Origin of the sequence: Patulibacter medicamentivorans, assembly GCF_000240225.1 — a bacterium.
GTDB classification, from domain to species: domain Bacteria; phylum Actinomycetota; class Thermoleophilia; order Solirubrobacterales; family Solirubrobacteraceae; genus Patulibacter; species Patulibacter medicamentivorans.
Map to the genome: position 1 here is coordinate 26,939 of NZ_AGUD01000192.1, position 17,998 is coordinate 44,936.

General features: G+C 72.3%; 16 protein-coding genes. 10 read left to right on the forward strand and 6 right to left on the reverse strand.

Annotation, left to right across the window (positions count from 1 at the left end; translation table 11 throughout):
• Positions 1-48: 48 nt before the first annotated feature.
• Entirely contained in the window at positions 49-552 is a 504-nt protein-coding gene (locus PAI11_RS11450; RefSeq protein ID WP_007574715.1) for an SCP2 sterol-binding domain-containing protein, read from the reverse strand.
• Positions 553-874: 322 nt separating this feature from the next.
• Here PAI11_RS11450 and PAI11_RS11455 point away from each other — a divergent pair, with 322 nt between their 5' ends.
• Together PAI11_RS11455 and PAI11_RS11460 are read left to right on the forward strand one after the other, a co-directional pair.
• Positions 875-1,276: an SCP2 sterol-binding domain-containing protein gene (locus PAI11_RS11455; protein ID WP_007574718.1), complete on the forward strand. Its 402-nt coding sequence runs from the start codon at positions 875-877 to the stop codon at positions 1,274-1,276.
• Between the two features lie 8 nt (positions 1,277-1,284).
• A complete protein-coding gene (locus PAI11_RS11460; RefSeq protein WP_007574720.1) occupies positions 1,285-2,442 on the forward strand; it encodes a spirocyclase AveC family protein in 1,158 nt (385 codons plus the stop codon).
• A 49-nt stretch (positions 2,443-2,491) separates the two neighbouring features.
• Here PAI11_RS11460 and PAI11_RS11465 read toward each other — a convergent pair whose 3' ends face one another.
• The 3 genes from PAI11_RS11465 to PAI11_RS11475 form a co-directional block, all read right to left on the reverse strand.
• Positions 2,492-3,010, reverse strand: a complete 519-nt coding sequence (locus tag PAI11_RS11465; RefSeq protein WP_007574721.1) for a flavin reductase family protein — start codon at positions 3,008-3,010, stop codon at positions 2,492-2,494.
• An 18-nt stretch (positions 3,011-3,028) separates the two neighbouring features.
• Positions 3,029-4,207: a 3,4-dihydroxy-2-butanone-4-phosphate synthase gene (gene ribB, locus PAI11_RS11470; RefSeq protein ID WP_007574724.1), complete on the reverse strand. Its 1,179-nt coding sequence runs from the start codon at positions 4,205-4,207 to the stop codon at positions 3,029-3,031.
• A gap of 146 nt (positions 4,208-4,353) precedes the next feature.
• Positions 4,354-6,132 (reverse strand): AMP-dependent synthetase/ligase, encoded by a 1,779-nt coding sequence (locus tag PAI11_RS11475; protein ID WP_007574726.1) that lies wholly within the window; start codon positions 6,130-6,132, stop codon positions 4,354-4,356.
• 307 nt (positions 6,133-6,439) lie between these two features.
• Here PAI11_RS11475 and PAI11_RS11480 point away from each other — a divergent pair, with 307 nt between their 5' ends.
• From PAI11_RS11480 to PAI11_RS26305, 7 genes are all read left to right on the forward strand, one after another.
• Positions 6,440-7,630 (forward strand): acyl-CoA dehydrogenase family protein, encoded by a 1,191-nt coding sequence (locus PAI11_RS11480; RefSeq protein WP_007574730.1) that lies wholly within the window; start codon positions 6,440-6,442, stop codon positions 7,628-7,630.
• Positions 7,631-7,632: 2 nt separating this feature from the next.
• Entirely contained in the window at positions 7,633-8,454 is an 822-nt protein-coding gene (locus tag PAI11_RS11485; protein WP_007574732.1) for an enoyl-CoA hydratase/isomerase family protein, read from the forward strand.
• A gap of 14 nt (positions 8,455-8,468) precedes the next feature.
• On the forward strand, positions 8,469-10,454 hold the full coding sequence (locus PAI11_RS11490; protein WP_007574734.1) for an ATP-binding protein: 1,986 nt from the start codon (positions 8,469-8,471) through the stop codon (positions 10,452-10,454).
• Positions 10,451-12,037, forward strand: coding sequence for a carboxyl transferase domain-containing protein (locus PAI11_RS11495; protein WP_007574736.1), 1,587 nt, complete (start codon positions 10,451-10,453; stop codon positions 12,035-12,037). Before PAI11_RS11490 ends, PAI11_RS11495 begins: the two co-directional genes overlap by 4 nt.
• A 26-nt stretch (positions 12,038-12,063) precedes the next feature.
• Positions 12,064-12,489, forward strand: a complete 426-nt coding sequence (locus tag PAI11_RS11500; protein ID WP_050897216.1) for a GFA family protein — start codon at positions 12,064-12,066, stop codon at positions 12,487-12,489.
• Between the two features lie 131 nt (positions 12,490-12,620).
• Positions 12,621-13,874, forward strand: coding sequence for an acyl-CoA dehydrogenase family protein (locus PAI11_RS11505; protein ID WP_040599947.1), 1,254 nt, complete (start codon positions 12,621-12,623; stop codon positions 13,872-13,874).
• Positions 13,875-13,997: 123 nt separating this feature from the next.
• Positions 13,998-14,438 carry an SCP2 sterol-binding domain-containing protein gene (locus PAI11_RS26305; RefSeq protein WP_007574742.1) on the forward strand — a complete coding sequence of 147 codons (441 nt, stop codon included), beginning with the start codon at positions 13,998-14,000 and terminating at the stop codon, positions 14,436-14,438.
• A gap of 9 nt (positions 14,439-14,447) precedes the next feature.
• Here PAI11_RS26305 and PAI11_RS28305 read toward each other — a convergent pair whose 3' ends face one another.
• Together PAI11_RS28305 and PAI11_RS11520 are read right to left on the reverse strand one after the other, a co-directional pair.
• Positions 14,448-15,653 carry a helix-turn-helix transcriptional regulator gene (locus PAI11_RS28305; RefSeq protein ID WP_040599948.1) on the reverse strand — a complete coding sequence of 402 codons (1,206 nt, stop codon included), beginning with the start codon at positions 15,651-15,653 and terminating at the stop codon, positions 14,448-14,450.
• Entirely contained in the window at positions 15,650-16,819 is a 1,170-nt protein-coding gene (locus tag PAI11_RS11520) for a LuxR C-terminal-related transcriptional regulator (protein ID WP_050897217.1), read from the reverse strand. The genes PAI11_RS28305 and PAI11_RS11520 overlap by 4 nt, the downstream gene beginning before the upstream one ends.
• Positions 16,820-17,056: 237 nt before the next feature.
• Here PAI11_RS11520 and PAI11_RS11525 point away from each other — a divergent pair, with 237 nt between their 5' ends.
• On the forward strand, positions 17,057-17,986 hold the full coding sequence (locus PAI11_RS11525) for a hydroxymethylglutaryl-CoA lyase (RefSeq protein WP_007574744.1): 930 nt from the start codon (positions 17,057-17,059) through the stop codon (positions 17,984-17,986).
• Positions 17,987-17,998: the final 12 nt, after the last annotated feature.

Here is a 17,998-nt window from a genome sequence, read left to right on the forward strand (position 1 = left end):
CCGAGGGCCGCCGCGCGGATGCTGCCTGGGCGGTTGGCTGCCCGAAACTCAGAGGCCGGCCGCGGGAGCGCGGGACTGTGCGGACGCGCCGTTCGACGTCGCGGTGCCGGCCGCCGCGGCCAGGCCCGGGTTCGGGACCTCGGCACGCGCCGCGTGGCCGACGTTGCCGCGCCAGACGTCGAAGTCGAAGCCCTTGAGGATCGGCGCCACCCGCAGGAACTTGCGGACCGGCCCGCTGTAGTCGACCTTGCCCTGAGCGACCGCGATCGGCAGCGGCAGGCGGTCGGCCAGCAGGTCGAGCCAGAGCGCGGTCGGCGCGTACAGGTGGATCTCGGCCCCGCTGTCGATCCCGGATGTCGCGTCGATCGGCGTGCCGGCGAGGTGCAACGTGCAGCCCGTCCCGTCGGGCGCGTCCGTCAGGTGCAGCGCGACCGTGGTCCGGGCGAACGACATCCGCTCGGCGAGCTCCGGCTGCCGCGCGGCGCTGGCGAAGAACTCCTCGAGCAGCCGGATGAACTCCTGTGGCTCGACCGTGTCCCGTTGCACGAGCATCACTCCTCCCCGCCGCGCTGGCGGCGATCTCCACTCTCCGACCGGCGGCGCCCGTCCTCCGACGAGCGCAGCCGGCACCGACGTGGTCAGGCTCGCACGCCCTCGAGGCGGCGAGCCTCCTCGGATCGGAGGAAGGCCCTCCCCCGATGGGGGCAGCGATCGCGGCGGTCCCGGCGGCCACGGATCGTTCGGTGGACGGATCTCCCCCTGGCGAGAGATGCCGCGCCAGAGGCCCGCGGGGGAGTCTGCTCGCAGGAGATCGCCGTGGGCCGAGCCGCGTCCGCGACGGTCTACCGACCACCACACGGACGAGGAGCGAGAGATGGCCTTCTTCAAGGACGCCGACGAGGTCTACCAGTACGTCGGCGGCGTCTTCCGCCAGGCGAGCGAGCACCCGGAGGCGGGCCCGAAGCTCGCCGCGGCGAACGTCGTGATGCAGGTCTACTACACCGATCCCGACAGCTCGCTGACGATCCGGATGACGGAGCCGATGGAGGTGATCGACGGCGGCGACGATGCCGACGCCGACGTCAAGCTGTGGATGCCGGCCGACATCGCCGACAAGTACTGGCGCGGCGAGTACAACCTGGCGGTCGGGCTGGCCAAGGGCAAGGTCAAGGCGCGAGGCCCCGTCAGCAAGATCCTGAAGCTGGTCCCGATCACCAAGCCGCTGTTCCCGCTCTACCGCGACCTCGTGGCAGAGAAGGACGCCGCGGTCGTCTGAGCCGGAGCATGAGCACGATCGACACCGCGACCGTGCCGCCGATCGGCGGCACGGTCGCGCCGCCGGCGGCGCTGGCCGCCGGCGATCCCGACCAGCCAGCCCCGTCGCGACGCTGGCTGGCCGTCGCCTTCGGCGTCTTCGCGACGATCCTGGGCGCGATGCTGGCCGTGGCCGAGACCGGCCCCGGCGCGCTGCGCGACCCGAACCCGATCGGGACCCATTGGGTCAACGGCAACCCGCGTGCGAACGAGCCGTTCCTCGGCTTCGACTACTGGCCGCAGCTGTGGCAGGTGGTCGGCTTCGGAGGCGCGGCGATCCTGCTCGGGATCTTCGGCTGGCGCTCGTGGAAGTCGCGGCAGATGCACAACGGCCTGCTGGTGACGTTCGCCGCGGGCGGGATGTACTTCTTCGACCCGTTCTACAACTGGCTCGGGTACTTCCCGACCGACCCGCGGTTCCTGCACATCCCGCACGGGACGATCCCGTTCTGGTCGGACCTGGCGCCGACCTTCGAGCCGGTCTTCTTCTTCCCGCTCTACATGGTCTGGCTCGTCTACCCGGCGTTGCTGACCCACTGGATCTGGCGGCGGCTGCAGGCGCGAGCAGAGCGCCGCAAGGGTCCCGGATCGTGGATCCAGCGTCACCGGCTGATCAGCCTGCTGATCGTCTGCAAGTGCGTCACCTTCGCGATCGACCTGGCCGGCTTCCGCACCGGGACGGTCACCGAGGCGTTCATCTTCAGCCAGGCGCCGGGGCCGCTGATCGACGGCGGCGACACGTCGCAGGCGCAGCTGCTGTGGGAGCCGCTGCTGTTCGAGCTGACGATGATGGCGACCTGCCTGCTGTTCTACCGCGACGCCCAGGGCCGGACCCCGCAGCGCCGGATCGCCCGCCGAATCCGCAGCTTCGCCCGCTTCCCGCGGACGACCGAGTTCGCCGCCGCCTGGTCGATCATCGCGATCGCCTACGTGATCTGCCTGATCGGGATGGGGACGCTGCGGTTCACCGGCCAGACGGACAAGCTGGCGCAGCCCTGGCCGTACGAGGACACCCAGGTCTACGATCCCGACGGGCTCTACGAGCAGGCCGGCCATCCGGGGCTCAAGCGCGCCGGCGACGGCAACTGGAACGGGACGCGGCCGACCTACGACGGCACGCGGCCCTGACGCCGGGCGGCGGTCGCAGCAGCGACCGCCGCCCGACCCCGCCGTGGAGTCAGCCGCCGGTGCTGGTGCCGTCGTCCTGCAGGCTCCAGCAGAACTTGCGGCGGTGGTAGAGCAACGGCGCCGCGTGCTGGTCGGCGATGCGGTCGATCGCCACGATCGCCCCGATCAGGAGCGTGTGGTCGTGGTGCGTGAAGGCGGTGTCGCGGTGACAGCGCAGGTAGGCGAGTGCGCCGTCGAGCCGCGGCACGTCGCCATCCCAGGCCCACGACAGTCCGGCGAACTTGTCGTCGTCCTTGCGCACGAAGGCCATCGCCACCTGCTCCTGGTCGCGCGCCAGCAGGTGGACGCCGAACTGCTCGCAGCCGAGCAGCGGGTCGCACGAGCGCGAGCCATGGGAGACCGAGACCATCAGCGACGGCGGCTCGGCGGTGAAGGGGCCCATCGAGGTCACCGTCAGCCCCATCGGCCCGTCGGGCCCGCGGGTGGTGATGACCGCCACGCCGGCCGGCAGGTCGGCCATGGCGTCGGCGAAGCTGGTCGGGGTGATGACGTCGGCTGGGGTGCTCACGGGTCGTTGCTCCTGCTCTCAGGCGGTCGGGACCATGCCGCCGACGAGCGGTGCGCGGTCGCTGGCGTGCTCGCGGCGGTGACGGACGGTGGCGCGGATGCCGTGCTCGGACAGCTCCTCGAGCGCCGCGCGATCGGCCTCCATCAGCTGCACCGACCAGAGGCCGAGGTCGGCCAGCACCTCGCCGGCGACGGCGAAGTCCGGCCCCGCCGGGCGGCTGCTGCCGGCGAGACGCCGGACCAGCGTGTCGAGCCGGTCCTCGCCGGCCAGGTAGAGCAGCACCCCGGCGCCCTCGTCCTGGATCCAGCGCATCGCCGCGTTGACCTCGCTGTGGCCGTCGGCGATCGCGAAGACGTCGCCGAGCACGTCGGCGCGGTGGACGTGGACCGGGACCTCGTCGAGGCCTCCGACGTCGCCGTGGACCAGCGCGACGTGCTCCTGGCGGCCGTCGAGGCCGCGGTAGCCGACGATCTGAAACGGCCCGACGCCGGTCGGCATCCGGGTGCCGACGACCCGCCGCACGTGCTGCTCCTCGCGACGGCGATAGCGCGCCAGGGCGGCGACCGAGACCATCTTCAGCCCGTGGGCCTCGCAGAAGCCCGTCAGGTCGGGAACCCGGGCCATCGTGCCGTCGTCGTTCATCACCTCGCAGATCACGCCGGCCGGCGTCAGGCCGGCCAGCCGCGCCAGGTCGACGGCCGCCTCGGTCTGGCCGCGCCGCTCGAGGACGCCGCCGGCCCGGGCGGTCAGCGGGAACATGTGGCCCGGCGAGACCAGGTCGCCGGGGCCCGCGTCGCGGTCGATCGCGACGGCGATCGTACGGGCGCGGTCGGCGGCGGAGATCCCGGTCGTGACGCCCTCACGAGCCTCGACCGAGACCGTGAACGCGGTTCCGTGCGGGGCCTCGTTGCGGTTCGCCATCGGGCGCAGCTCCATCTCGAGGCAGCGCTCGGGCGTCAGCGCCAGGCAGATCAGGCCCCGGCCATGGGTCGCCATGAAGTTGATCGCCTCGGGCGTCGCGAACTCGGCCGCGATCGTCAGGTCGCCCTCGTTCTCGCGATCCTCGTCGTCGCAGACCACGATCATCCGGCCGGCTCGCAGCTCGGCGATCGCCTCGGGGATCGAAGCGAACGGCACGTGGGCGTCGCCGGCGACATCGTCGATCGACGCGCCCGGGTTGATCTCGTCGTGGAACACGGTCCTCGCCTCCCCGCCGGTGGCCCGGCATCGCTCTCTTGCACCGACAGTAGGCGGGATGCCACGGTCGGAAATCCCCTCAGGGGGGAGCTTGTCTCCTCCATCCGGGTCGAAGGCCCAGCGGACCGCCCTCGACCCGCGGCGGCTCAGGCGTAGAGCGCCTCGATCTCGGCTGCGAAGTGCTCGTCGACGACCTTGCGCTTGACCTTCAGCGTCGGGGTCAGCTCGCCGCTCTCCTGCGACAGGTCACGGGGGAGGACGGCGAACCGCTTGACCTGCTCGACGCGCGCCAGCCTGGCGTTGGCGCGGTCGACCTCGGCCTGGATCAGGGCCCGGACCTGCTCGTGCCCGGCCAGCTCCGCGATGCCGGTCGGCAGCCCCTGCTCCTGCGCCCAGGCGACGATCGTCTCGGGGTCGAGGGTCACCAGCGCGATCGGGAACGGCCGGCGGTCGCCGTGCATCACCGCCTGGCTGATCCACTTCGAGCGCTTGAGGTCGTTCTCGAAGTTGGCGGGGGTCAGGTTCTTGCCGCCGGCGGTGATGATGATGTCCTTCTTGCGGCCGACGATCGAGATGTAGCCGTCGTCGTCGATCGCGCCGAGGTCGCCGGTGTGGAGCCAGCCGTCGTCGATCGCCTCACGGGTCGCGTCCGGCAGGCCGTGGTAGCCCTGGAAGATGTTCGGTCCGCGCAGCAGCAGCTCGCCGTCGGCGGCGATCCGCGCCTCCTGGCCCGGCAGCGAACGGCCGACGGTCCCGAAGCGGTGGTGCTCCGGGGTGTTCATCGCCGCCGCGGTCGACGTCTCGGTCATCCCGAAGCCCTCGGTGATCAGGATGCCGCAGCCCCAGAAGAACTCGGCGATCTCCTGCGACAGCGGGGCACCGCCGCTGATCGCTCGCTGGAGGTCGCCGCCGAAGAGCGCGCGGACCTTGGCGAAGACGGCGTCGTCGGCGGCTTCGAAGCGGGCTCGCATCTCGTCCGGGATCGGTTCGCCGCGGTGCTGGCGCTCGCGGACCTCGAACCCCAGGCGGGCGGCGGCGAGCAGCTGCTCGCGGACCTCCGGCTCCTTGCTGCCGACGGCGGCGGAGTAGATCTTCTCGAAGATCCGCGGAACCGACGGCAGGTGGGTCGGTCGGGTCTGCGCCAGCTCGGGGACGAGCTTCGCCGTGTCGCCGCCCCAGTAGACGAGCACCGCCCCGTGATCGAGCACGATCAACTGGAAGAGCAGCGCGAAGGCGTGCGCCAGCGGCAGGAACAGATACATGACGCTGTCGCGGTCGATGCCCGACAGCTCGTCGGCGGCGTCGAGGATGAAGCGGTAGTTGCCGTGCGACAGCACGCAGCCCTTCGGCGGGCCGGTGGTGCCCGAGGTGTACATGAACATGTACGCGTCCTCGGGAACGACGGCGGCAGCGCGGTCGCGCAGCTCCTGCTCGTCGCGGTCACGGCCGCGACGGCGGACCTCGGCCAGCGGGATCGCGCCGTCGGCCTCGCCGTCGAGGACCACGATCCACTCCAGGTCCGGCAGCTGGTCGCGGACCTGCTGGATCTTCGCCACCTGGTCGGCGTCCTCGCAGATGATCCCGCGGGAGCCGGAGTCGCCGACGACCCAGGCGCACTCCTCCGGCGCGTTGGTCGGGTAGACCGAGACGTGCACCGCCCCGGTCGCGGTCAGGCCCAGGTGCGCGACCGACCACAGCGGACGGGTGTTGCCCAGCACGGCGACCCGGTCGCCGTGCTCGAGCCCGAGCTCGATCAGCCCGAGCCCGAGCTCGATCGCCTGGCCCGCAAGGTCGGCGTAGCTGATGTCGCTCCACGCGCCGGGCGCCGTCTGGTGGCGGGCGGCCGGGCGGTCGCCGTAGGCCGCGGCGGCGCGGAACGCGAAGTCGGCGATCGTGGTGCCGGCGACGGTGGCGGTGGTGGTCATGGCTCTCCCCTCGTGGTGGTCCGGACCGCCGCGACGCTCCCGGTGCCGCGACAGGCGCCGATCTTGGCTGCCGCGCGAGTGTCGATGCGCCATGTTCTTCCGTCCGGAGCAGCAAGCTCACCCTTTCGAGAGGCGGCCGACGGTTCGCGTCGGTCAAGTGCCGGCCGGACGGCGGCCGGACTCCCCCGATCGGTGAGGAGAACCCTGCGAAGGGGTGACGAGCGGCGGTTGGCGCCGGCCTAGGGTCGATGTCCCGAGGTGCGACGCCCGTCGCACGAGGGCGACGAGGAGAGGGGCCAGCCACCGCATGTCCGCCGTCATCACCGAGAGCCGCCAGTCGTTCGGCCTGAGCGACGAGCACCGCGAGATCCTGGAGCAGGTCGACCGCTTCGCGCAGTCCGAGCTGTTCGCGCACCAGGAGCGGATGGACGACGAGGAGTGGTGGCCGCCGGACGCGTTCCCGAAGCTCGGGGCCAGCGGCTACCTGGGCGTGACCGCGCCGACCGAGCTCGGCGGGGCCGAGCTGGACTTCTTCGCCTCGGGCCTGGTCCTGCAGGCGGTCGCACGCTGGAACCCGTCGATCTCGCTCGGGATCCTCGCCCACGAGAACCTCTGCCTGAACAACATCCTCCACAACGCGGGCGAGGAGCTGCGACAGCGCTACCTGCCGGGGATGTGCGACGGCTCGCTCGTCGGCTGCCTGTGCCTGACCGAGCCGGGCGCCGGCTCCGACGCGCTCGGCGGGATGGCGACGACGGCCCGCCGCGACGGCGACGACTACGTCCTCGACGGGACCAAGATCTTCATCACCAACGGGCCGATGGCGGACGTCGCCCTGGTCTACGCCAAGACCGCGCCGGAGCTGGGGGCGAAGGGGATCTCGGCGTTCGTCGTCGAGACCGCCACCCCCGGCTTCCAGGTGGCCCAGAAGCTCGTGAAGATGGGCATGCGCGGCACCCAGACCGCCGAGATCGTCCTCGACGGCTGCCGGGTCCCGGCAGCCAACCTGGTCGGGAGCGAGAACGAGGGCGTCAAGGTCGTGATGAGCGGCCTCGACCTGGAGCGGATCGGGCTGTCGTTCATGATCCTCGGGATGGCCGAGCGGGCGCTCGAGCTGGCCGTCGACTACGCCCGCTCGCGCAAGCAGTTCGGCAGGGCGATCGGCGAGTTCCAGCTGGTCCAGGGGATGCTCGCCGACATCTACACCGAGGTCGAGGTGCTGCGGAGCTTCTGCTACGACGTCGGTCGCGAGGTCAGCGCGATCGAGCACGGCGCCGCTCGCAGCCGGGTCCACAAGCGCTCGGCGGCGCTGGTCCTGCAGGCGGGTCTGATGATCATGCGGGTCGCCGACAACGCGCTCCAGATCCACGGTGGCGCCGGCTACATCTGGGAGATGGAGGTGAACCGGCTCTACCGCGCCGGCAAGCTGCTCCAGATCGGCGCCGGGACCAACGAGATCCGGCGCGTGATCATCGCCCGCGAGCTGCTGGGAGCGTGACGGTGTCCGACGAGCAGGACGTCCCGCGGGCCCGGCTCGAGGTCGCCGATGGCGTCGCGACGATCACCCTCGCCGACCCGGCTGGCGTCAACGCGATCGACGCCCGGATGGCCGATGACCTGCGCCGCTGCGTCGAGCAGGCCGGCGCTCGTCGCGACGTCGGGGTGATCCTGACCGCGGCCGAGGGGCTGTCGTGGTGCGTCGGCGGCGCGGTCAAGACCTTCGCCGAGCTCGGCGAGGGGGTCCACGACTACATCCGCAAGGTCGGGACCGACGTCAACCCGCTGGTGGCCGCGATCCACCGCTCGCCGAAGGTCACGATCGCCGCCGTCCACGGTCCGGTCGCGGGTGGCGGGATCGGGCTGATGGCCGCCCACGACATCGTCGTCGCCGACCCCGGCACGACCGTGACCGTCGCCTACCGCCGCCTGGGCCTCAGCCCCGACGCCGGAGGGACCTACTTCCTGGCCCGCGACATGGGCTACCGGCGGGCGCTCGACCTGTACCTGAGCGACGCCACGCTCGACGCCGCCGCGGCGCTCGAGGCCGGCATCGTGTCGCGCGTCGCCGGCGACGACGCGTTGGCGACCGAGGTCCAGGCGCTGGCGCTGCGGCTGGCCGCAGGCCCGCGCGAGGCCCACGCCGCGACCAAGCGGCTGCTGCGCCAGACCGGCGACGCGCTGCTGGAGCGGCAGCTCGAGGACGAGATCCGGTCGCTGGCGGACGGGGCGGCATCGGCCGACTTCGCCGAGGGGCTGCGGGCGTTCCTCGAGCGCCGTGCGCCGCGGTTCGGAGGGGCGCCGACCGGCGTCGGGCACTCGTGAGCGACGGGCGCCCGATGTTCTCGACGGTCCTGATCGCCAACCGCGGCGAGATCGCCGTGCGCGTGATCCGGACCCTGCGCGAGTTGGGGATCCGCTCGGTCGCGGTCTACTCCGACGCCGACGCCGGCGCGGTCCACGTGGCCGAGGCCGACGAGGCGGTGCGGCTGGGGCCGGCTCCTGCCGCCGAGTCGTACCTGTCGATCGAGCGGGTGCTCGACGCGGCGGCGGCCAGTGGCGCCGACGCGATCCACCCCGGCTACGGCTTCCTGTCGGAGAACCCCGCGTTCGCGCGCGCCTGCGCGGCGCGCGGGATCGTCTTCATCGGCCCGCCGCCCGAGGCGATGGAGGCGCTCGGCGACAAGGTTCGGGCGAAGCTCGCGGCGGAGGCGGCCGACGTGCCGGTGCTGCCGGGCCTGCAGCGCCCCGAACTGACCGACGACGAGCTGCTGGCATTCGCCGACGAGCACCCGCAGGCGTTCCCGCTGATGGTGAAGGCGGCCGCCGGCGGTGGCGGCCGCGGGATGCGGATCGTCCGCGAGCGCGCGGCGCTGCCCGCCGCGCTGGAGGCCGCCCGTCGCGAGGCGCGTGCCGGCTTCGGCGACGACGCGCTGCTCGTGGAGCGCTACGTCGAGCGGGCCCGCCACATCGAGGTCCAGCTGCTGGCCGACGCCCACGGCAACGCGGTCCACCTGGGCGAGCGCGAATGCAGCCTTCAGCGGCGCCACCAGAAGGTCGTCGAGGAGAGCCCGTCGCCGACCGTCTCGCCGGAGATGCGCGAGCGGCTCGGTGCCGCGGCGGTGCGGCTGGCGCGCGAGGCCGGCTACGTCGGCGCCGGGACCGCCGAGTTCATCGTCTCGGCCGACGACCCCGACCAGTTCTTCTTCCTCGAGGTCAACGCGCGGCTGCAGGTCGAGCACCCGGTGACCGAGCTGGTGACCGGCCTGGACCTGGTCGAGCAGCAGCTGCTCGTGGCCGCTGGCCGACCGTTGGCGTTCGGGCAGCAGGACGTGCGGCTCGACGGCTGGGCGATCGAGGTCCGTCTCTGCGCCGAGGACCCTGCCAACGGCTTCCTGCCGGCGACCGGCGCGATCGGGCTCTGGCAGGCGCCGACCGGCCCCGGCGTGCGAGTCGACAGCGGGTTCGCCGCAGGCAGTGCGGTGACGCCGCACTACGACTCGCTGCTGGCGAAGGTGATCGCCCACGGCGGCGACCGCGAGCAGGCGCTCGGCCGACTGAGCGGGGCGCTCGAGGACCTGCGCGTGCTCGGCGTGACCACCAACGCGGGCTTCCTGACCCGGCTGCTGGCGGTCCCCGAGGTGGTCCGCGGCGAGCTCGACACGGGCCTGATCGAGCGCGACGCGGCGGACGCGTTGCCACCGGACGCCGAGGCCCGCCAGGCCGCGATCGCGCTGGCGATGATCGGAACCCTGGAGCTGGATCGCGCCGGCGACGGCCACGACCCCTGGGACACGCTGGTCTCGTGGCGGATTGACGGTCGCGCACCGGTCAGCTGGGAGCTGCAGGCCGTCGGCCGGGACGAGCCGCAGGTCGTGCGGGTCGATGGCCCGGCAACCGGTGCGCTGGTCGAGCTCGACGGCGAGCGCGTCAACGTCTCGGCGACGGTGCTTGCGCCGCACCGCACGCGCGTGGTCACCGACGGCCGCGGGCGGCGCTGGGACCACGTGCTCCTCGACGGTCGCCGGTGGCTGGCGGCGGGCGCCGACGCGTTCGCGCTGACCGTCCGCGAGCCGGTGGTCGAGGGTGCCGACGCGGCTGGCGAAGGCTCGCTCGAGGCGCCGATGCCGGGAACCGTGATCGCCGTCCGCACCAGCGGCGGCGCCGAGGTCGAGGAGGGTGACGTGCTGGTCGTGCTGGAGTCGATGAAGATGGAGATCACGCTGGTCGCGCCGATGGCCGCGACGGTCGTCGACGTGCAGATCGCGGTCGGCGACAGCGTCCGCCAGGGCCAGGCGCTGGTCGAGCTGGAGGCAACGGCATGAGCGTCGTCCTGCGCAGCCACGCCGACCCGTCCAGCGACGGGTTCCGCGCCAACGCCGGCGCCCACGCCCAGCTCGACGCCGATCTGCGGTCGCAGCTGCAGCGGGTCCGCGCCGGCGGCGGTCCGCGGGCGGCCGAGCGCCACGTCGCCCGCGGCAAGCTGCTTCCGCGCGAGCGCGTCGACCGGCTGCTGGATCGCGGGTCGCCGTTCCTGGAGCTGTCGCCGCTGGCCGCCCACGGGATGTACGACGACCAGGCACCGGGCGCGGGGATCATCACCGGGATCGGCCGGGTCTCCGGTCGCGAGGTGCTGATCGTCTGCAACGACGCCACCGTCAAGGGCGGGTCGTACTTCCCGATGACGGCCCGCAAGCACACCCGGGCCCAGGAGATCGCGCTCCAGAACCGGCTGCCGTGCGTCTACCTCGTCGATTCGGGCGGCGGCTACCTGCCGCTGCAGGACGAGCTGTTCCCCGACGTCCGCGGCTTCGGCCAGAGCTTCTACAACCAGGCCAACCTGTCGGCCGAGGGGATCCCGCAGATCGCCGCCGTGCTCGGGTCCTGCACCGCCGGCGGCGCCTACGTGCCGGCGATGTGCGACGAGTCGGTGATCGTCAAGGAGCAGGGCACGATCTTCCTCGGCGGACCGCCGCTGGTGAAGGCGGCGACCGGCGAGGAGGTCACGGCCGAGGAGCTGGGCGGCGGTGAGCTGCACACCAAGCGCTCGGGGGTCGCCGACCACCTGGCGGCCGACGACGGCGACGCGCTGGCGATCGTCCGCTCGATCGTCGCGAGCCTGCCGGAGAAGGGCCCGGTCCCGTGGCGGACGCGGACGCCGGAGCCGCCGGCGGTCGACCCGGCCGAGCTGACCGGCGCCGTCCCGGCGGACCTGCGGACGCCCTACGACCCGCGCGAGATCATCGCCCGGATCGTCGACGGCAGCCGCTTCCACGAGTTCAAGGCCGGCTACGGCACGACCCTCGTCTGCGGCCTGGCGCACCTGCACGGGCACCAGGTCGGGATCCTCGCCAACCAAGGCGTGATCTTCAGCTCGAGCGCGCTCAAAGGCGCGCACTTCATCGAGATGTGCGACCAGCGCGGGATCCCGCTGGTCTTCCTCCAGAACATCACCGGCTTCATGGTCGGCCGCGACGCCGAGGCCGGCGGGATCGCCAAGGACGGCGCGAAGCTGATCTCGGCCGTCTCGACGACCCGCGTGCCGCGGCTGACGGTGATCGTCGGCGGCTCGTTCGGCGCCGGCAACTACGGGATGTCGGGACGGCCGTACTTCCCGCGCTTCCTGTGGATGTGGCCGAACGCGCGGATCTCGGTGATGGGCGGCGACCAGGCGGCGAACGTGCTGGCGACCGTCGGCAAGGAGACCGACCCCGAGAAGGTCGAGGCGCGCAAGCGGGAGATCCGCGAGCAGTTCGAGACCCAGGGGCACCCCTACTACTCCAGCGCGCGGCTGTGGGACGACGGCGTCATCGCGCCGGGGTCGACCCGCGACGTGCTGGGGCTGGCGCTGTCGACGTGCGCCAATGCGCCGCTCGGCCCACGTCGTCAGCCGATCTTCCGGATGTAATCGGTTCCCACGGCAGGAGAGAGAACATGGGCAAGCTCGACGGTCGCTGCCTCTGCGGCAGCATCCGCTACACGGTCGACTCCGAGGAGCCGATCATGACCGCCATCTGCCATTGCAGGGACTGCCAGCGGCAGACGGCGTCGGCGTACTCGATCATCGCCGGGGTGGCGGTCGAGGACCTCCACGTGACCGGGGAGACGAAGGTCTTCGACACGATCGGGAGCGACCGCGGCCAGCCAGCCCATCGGCATTTCTGTCCCAACTGCGGGTCGCCGATCATGTCGATCCTGGCTGACGCCGACGAGGTCGCCTGGATCAAGGCCGGGACCCTCGACGACGGCTCCTGGCTGGTGCCCGAGCTGGAGGCGTGGACCGACTCCGCGCAGCCCTGGGCGCGGACGCCGGAGCGCGACGATCGCGGGTACTTCCCGCGTGGGCTCGACACCGAGTGAGGGGCGGCCGGAGCCGCCGCGAGCGGCCTCACCCCATCGGAGGGGGCAGAGTCCCCCTAGGCGGGATTTCCGGCCGTGGAGCCGGATCTAGGGTCGGTTCATCAACGTCCACACGGGGAGTGACATCGAGCATGGGCAAGCATGACGTGGTGATGACGGAGGCCGAGCAGGCCGACGTGATCGAGCGGGCGCGGGAGCTCGCCAAGGAGTTCGCGGCGGTCGGGCCGCAGGCGGACGCCGACAACCGGTTCCCGAAGGAGCTCGTCCCGCTGTACAAGGAGGCGAACCTCCCGGCGCTGGCCGTGCCGAAGGAGTACGGCGGGCTCGGCGCCGACATCTGGACCACGACGCTCGTCTCGAAGGAGCTCGCCAAGGGCGACCCCGGGGCCGCGCTGGCGTTCAACATGCACCAGACGATGATCGGCATCTTCCGCGGGCTGCTCGACGACGCCGCCAAGGAGCGGGTCTTCTCGCAGGTCGTGAACGAGCGCAAGATCGTCTGCGGCCCGTTCAGCGAGGATCGCGCCGGGCTTTCCGGCCTGGCCGACACGGTCGCGATCCCCGACGGCCGGGGCGGCTGGCGGATCAACGGCAAGAAGACCTGGGCGACGCTCTGCCAGGGCGCCGACATCGTCGCCTTCAACGCGACGGTCACCGACGCGGATGGCGAGCTGCCCGAGGACTTCCTGGAGCACGCCTCGCGCGAGTCGGTCTTCATCCTCCCGATGGACACGCCCGGGATCTCGATCAAGGAGACCTGGGACACGATGGGGATGCGGGCGACCGGCACCCACACCGTGATCTTCGATGACGTCGCCGCGCCGGCCGACTCCTACGGCGGCAACTTCCGCCAGGGCCTCTTCGGCGAGTTCGAGTGGGCGTCGATGAGCTTCGCCGGCGTCTATCAGGGCCTGGCCGAGAAGGCCTACACGGAGTGCCGCGAGATTCTCAAGAAGAAGACGCTCGGCGCCACGATGGAGGGCAAGGACGTGGCGCTGAAGGGCGTCGGGTTCGTCCAGTACGGCCTCGGCAAGCTGCTGCTCGAGACCCAGGCCGCGGCCCGCACGCTCGAGGCGACCGGCAAGATCCTGATCGAGGGTCGCGACGCCGAGTGGGACCCGATCGCGCGCACGGCCTGGCTCGACGTGGCGAAGGTCACCTCGACCGAGAACGCGATCCGCGCGACCGACGCCGCGCTGCGGCTGGTCGGCGGTCAGGCGTTCCGCCGCGGGCACGTCCTCGAGCGCCTGTACCGTGACGCACGCGCCGGACCGTTCCACCCGCTGACGACCGACCAGGCGTACGATCTGCTGGGGCGGTCGGAGCTGGGCCTGCTGGCCGCGCCGGAGCCCGCACCAACCGACGAGCAGGTCGTGGCCGCGTAGACGCGACCACGGCCGGAACCGAGACGGAGACTTCCTTCCATGGCGACCACCGACAGTCTGGGCTGGGGGTCGCCATGGGTACGTCTCGGAGACGCGCGACGCGCGCCGCACCCAGCCGACGCAGTGGAGAGCGAGTGCAGCACGCCCGACGAACGGGCGCCGGTCGACGAGGCGCCGGTCGGCGTCGACGGGCCGATCGGGATCTTCGCCCGGCGCGTCGCCGCGGGCCTGACGCACCCGGAGGCCGCCGAGCGGCTGGCGCAGGCCGATGTCCGCGCCCTGATCGAGGTCACCGACGTCCCTGACGCGACGGTCGCGTTGCTGCTCGACCGCGAACCGCCGCGGGTCGTCGTGGGCGCGATCCTCGACGAGGAGCCGACGGTCCGGCTGTACCTGACGGCCGCCGATCTCGACGGGATGCTCGACCAGGGCACCCACCTGCCGATGGCGATCCTGGCGGGCGAGGTCCGCTTCGAGGGCGCCGTCCGCAAGCTGCTGCGCGTGCTGCCGATCCTGCGCGGCGCCGTCGGCGAGCTGGAAGCCGGCGGCGCCGCCGGGGCCTGACCGGGGCGGTCAGTCCTGGCCGATCTGGGCGATCCCGAGGTAGCGCGCGATCGCCTGCGAGCGGTTGACCGCCCCGAGCTTGCGGAGGATGTGCTTGACGTGGGACTTGACGGTCCCCTCGGTGATCACCAGCTGCTCCGCGATCGCGCCGTTGGTCGCACCGACGACCATCAGCTCGAGCACCTCGCGCTCGCGGGCCGTCAGCTCGCTGAGGGCGTCGGCGTCGGAGGACAGCGCCGAGACGGCGCTGCGGGTGACGATCGTCCCCGGATCCGGGTGCTGCGCCAGGTCGATCCCGGAGTCGCACAGCTCGTCCATCATCCGCTCGGTCGAGGCCAGCGTCTCGCGCACGTGGTCGCGCTGGGCCCGCAGGCGCTCCAGCAGCACGCTGCGCTCGTAGATCTGGCCGAAGCCCTCGGCGAACGCCCACAGGACGTCGCGGTCGACGTCGTCGACGCGGCGGGCGGACGGATGGTAGTCGGCGTGCAGGAAGCCGACCACGGTGCCGCCCGGCATCACCGGGGCCGCGACGTAGGACCGCGACCGGCCGGCGTCGACGATGATCGGCCGGTGGACGGTCGCCGTCTCGGTGTCGTAGACGATCCCGGGGCGCCGCTCGCGCAGCAGTTGCGCCTCGAGCGTGTCCTCGTCGAGCGGGATCGCCTGGTTGACCCAGTCGGTGAACCAGGACTCGAACTCCTGCTCGTCGCTGAAGTAGCCCATCCACGGCTTCCAGATGCCGTTCTCGACCCGCGAGAGGACGACCCGGCCGAAGCCACAGCGACGGACCAGCTCCTCGCAGACCTGATCGATCAGATCGGCCGAGGTCGGCAGCGACCGAAGCCGCGAGAGCCCGGCCGAGCAGTCGACCAGGCGCCGGGTCCGCAGGCTCAGCTCGTGCTCGTAGAGCTCGAGCGCCAGCTGCTGCAGCTCGGCGACCAGACCGCAGAGCCGTGCGGTCGTCTCGTGGTCGGCCTCGGCGGTCAGCCGCAGCCGCTCGATGCAGATCCAGGTCAGGGCGGAGACGATCTCGGCCGAGCGCCCCGGACGGTCGCGATCGACGCCCGACACCGCCAACGCCTCGCCGAGGGCTTCGGAGACCGCCTGGTGCATCGTGGTGACCCGCGTGACCAGCTCGCTCTCGCGGCGCCGCCAGCCGGGGCTGCGCGACGGCGCCGGGAACGCGCGCGGGACCTCCTCGTCGACGGCGGTCATGCCACCGGGTGCTGGTTGCGGGCCAGGCGCAGGTAGCGCGAGACCGCTTCGGCGCGGTTCGACGCCCGCAGCTTGCGCAGGATGTGCTTGACGTGCGATTTCACGGTGCTCTCCGAGACGACCAGCTGATCGGCGATCTGGACGTTGGTGGCCCCGCTGGCGAGCAGGCCGAGGACCTCGCGCTCGCGCGGGGTCAGGATCCCGTGGATCCGGGCTTCGGGCGCGGTCAGCATCGCCGCCGGCGACGTCTGGGGGGCGTCGGTCCCGACCTCCTCGCGGGCCAGCTGGACCTGCTGCTCGCAGAGCTCGGCGATCATCGACTCGGTCGACGAGAAGACCGCGCCGATCCGCTCGCGCTGCATCGCCAGCCGCTCGACCAGGACCGCTCGCTCGAAGATCAGGCCGAAGCCCTCGGCGAACGTCTGCAGGTTGTCGCGGTCGTAGCTGGTCAGCGGCCGCCCGGACCAGTAGGCGTCGGCGTGCAGGAAGCCGATGACCGGTCCGGTGGTGACGATCGGCGCGACGACGTAGGCACGGGTCTCGGACAGCTCGATCAGCGGCCGGAAGGTCCGTGCCTCGCCCTGCGCGTCGTGGATCAGCGCTGGTGCCCGACGGCGGACCAGCTCGGCCTCGAGCATCGAGGTCGTCAGCGGGATCTCGATCCCGTCGAGGAACTGCTTCAGCTCCCCGTTGACCTCGCTGTCCTCGCCCGCGGCGATATGCAGCACGTCCGGCACCCAGGTCGACCCGCGCACGCGCGAGATCAGCGCTCGGTCGAAGCCGCAGGCCGCGCACAGCTCGGCGGGGGCGGCTTCGATCAGCGCCGCCGAGCTGGGGGCCTGGCGGATCCGGGCCAGCGCCTCGTGGATCCGGTGGAGGGTCTGGAAGCGCAACCCGAGCGTGTGCTCGCGCAGGTCGGACTGCAGCTCGCCGACCTCGACCAGCAGCTCGCAGAGGTCGGCGGCGCGGTCGGGGCGCAGGCGGCCGGCGAGGAACTCGGCGCTGATCTGCTCGGTGGTGGTCGTCAGGGTTGCGATCAGCTGACGGGCGGAGTCGGGGTCCGGGTCCGGTGGATCGGCCGCGACCAGGCCACGAGTGGCGGCGGTGAGCTCTCGCACCCGCAGGTCGATGTCCGGTGCTGCAGGCGTGGCTGCTGCCGAGGTCAAAACCCGTCTCCTCCTGTAACGCTCGCGAGCGCGGCGCGCCGACGCTCGCACGGGCCTCCCAGTCCCGATGGCCGATGCTACCCCAGCGTCGGCCGCCAGAACGGGCCTCGAACGGCCCCTGACCGCGAGCGGGGGAGCGATCTCCTCCACAGGGAGGACGAGCGGCCGTTGGCCAGCCGGCAGATTGCTCCCGTGCAGCCGACGGCTGCCTCGCCACGCCGTCCCGGGAGCGCCGACGTGCCTGCCGACACGACCCTGCCCGCCGCCGTCACGATCCGTGAGGTCGGGCCTCGCGACGGCTTCCAGAACGAGCCCGAGCGGATCGCCACCGCCGACAAGGTGCGCTTGATCGAGGCGCTCGCCCGGACCGGTCTGCAGCGGATCGAGGTGGCCAGCTTCGTGCGGCCCGACGTGCTGCCGCAGCTGGACGACGGCGTCGCTGTGCTGCAGGCGATCGACGTCCCCGACGACGTCCACCTGAGCGTCCTGGTTCCCAACCAGCGGGGGCTCGATCGAGCGCTGGAGCTGCGCGACCGGTTCCACGAGATCTGCCTGTTCCTCAGCGCCAGCGAGACCCACAACCGCCGCAACGTCAACAGCGCGGTCGACGACTCGCTGGCCGCGATCGAGCGGATGCTGCCGCAGGTCCACGCCGCCGGGCTGCGTTGCCAGGCCGTGGTGGCGACCGCGTTCGGCTGCCCCTACGAGGGCGTGGTCCCGGGCGAGCGGACCCTGGAGATCGCGGGGCGGCTGGCCGCCGCCGGGGCCGACGAGGTCGGCTTCGGCGACACGACCGGGATGGCCAACCCGCTGCAGGTCCGCGCCTTCTTCGCGGCCGCGCGGCAGGCGCTGCCGAACGTGGAGCTGACCGCGCACTTCCACAACACGCGCGGGCAGGGGCTGGCCAACGTGCTCGCGGCGCTGGAGGCGGGCTGCACGTCGTTCGAGTCGAGCTTCGGCGAGCTGGGCGGCTGCCCGGTGCCGGCGGGGGCGACCGGCAACATCGCCAGCGAGGACCTCGTCTCGATGCTGCACGAGATGGGGATCGAGACCGGGGTCTCGCTGCCGGCACTGCTCGACGCCACCCGTGACGTCCAGCGGGTGCTCGGCCGGCCGCTCGGCAGCCATGTGCTGGTGGCCGGGCCGATCGAGTGGGCCACCGCCTGAGTGCTGCCCCAA

Excerpts from the sequence above, each read along its gene's own strand:
- PAI11_RS11450 (WP_007574715.1), bottom strand. The coding sequence starts at position 552 with ATGCTCGTGCAACGGGACACGGTCGAGCCACAGGAGTTCATCCGGCTG.
- PAI11_RS11455 (WP_007574718.1), top strand. The coding sequence starts at position 875 with ATGGCCTTCTTCAAGGACGCCGACGAGGTCTACCAGTACGTCGGCGGC.
- PAI11_RS11460 (WP_007574720.1), top strand. The coding sequence starts at position 1,285 with ATGAGCACGATCGACACCGCGACCGTGCCGCCGATCGGCGGCACGGTC.
- PAI11_RS11475 (WP_007574726.1), bottom strand. The coding sequence starts at position 6,132 with ATGACCACCACCGCCACCGTCGCCGGCACCACGATCGCCGACTTCGCG.
- PAI11_RS11480 (WP_007574730.1), top strand. The coding sequence starts at position 6,440 with ATGTCCGCCGTCATCACCGAGAGCCGCCAGTCGTTCGGCCTGAGCGAC.
- PAI11_RS11490 (WP_007574734.1), top strand. The coding sequence starts at position 8,469 with ATGTTCTCGACGGTCCTGATCGCCAACCGCGGCGAGATCGCCGTGCGC.
- PAI11_RS11495 (WP_007574736.1), top strand. The coding sequence starts at position 10,451 with ATGAGCGTCGTCCTGCGCAGCCACGCCGACCCGTCCAGCGACGGGTTC.
- PAI11_RS11500 (WP_050897216.1), top strand. The coding sequence starts at position 12,064 with ATGGGCAAGCTCGACGGTCGCTGCCTCTGCGGCAGCATCCGCTACACG.
- PAI11_RS11505 (WP_040599947.1), top strand. The coding sequence starts at position 12,621 with ATGGGCAAGCATGACGTGGTGATGACGGAGGCCGAGCAGGCCGACGTG.
- PAI11_RS28305 (WP_040599948.1), bottom strand. The coding sequence starts at position 15,653 with ATGACCGCCGTCGACGAGGAGGTCCCGCGCGCGTTCCCGGCGCCGTCG.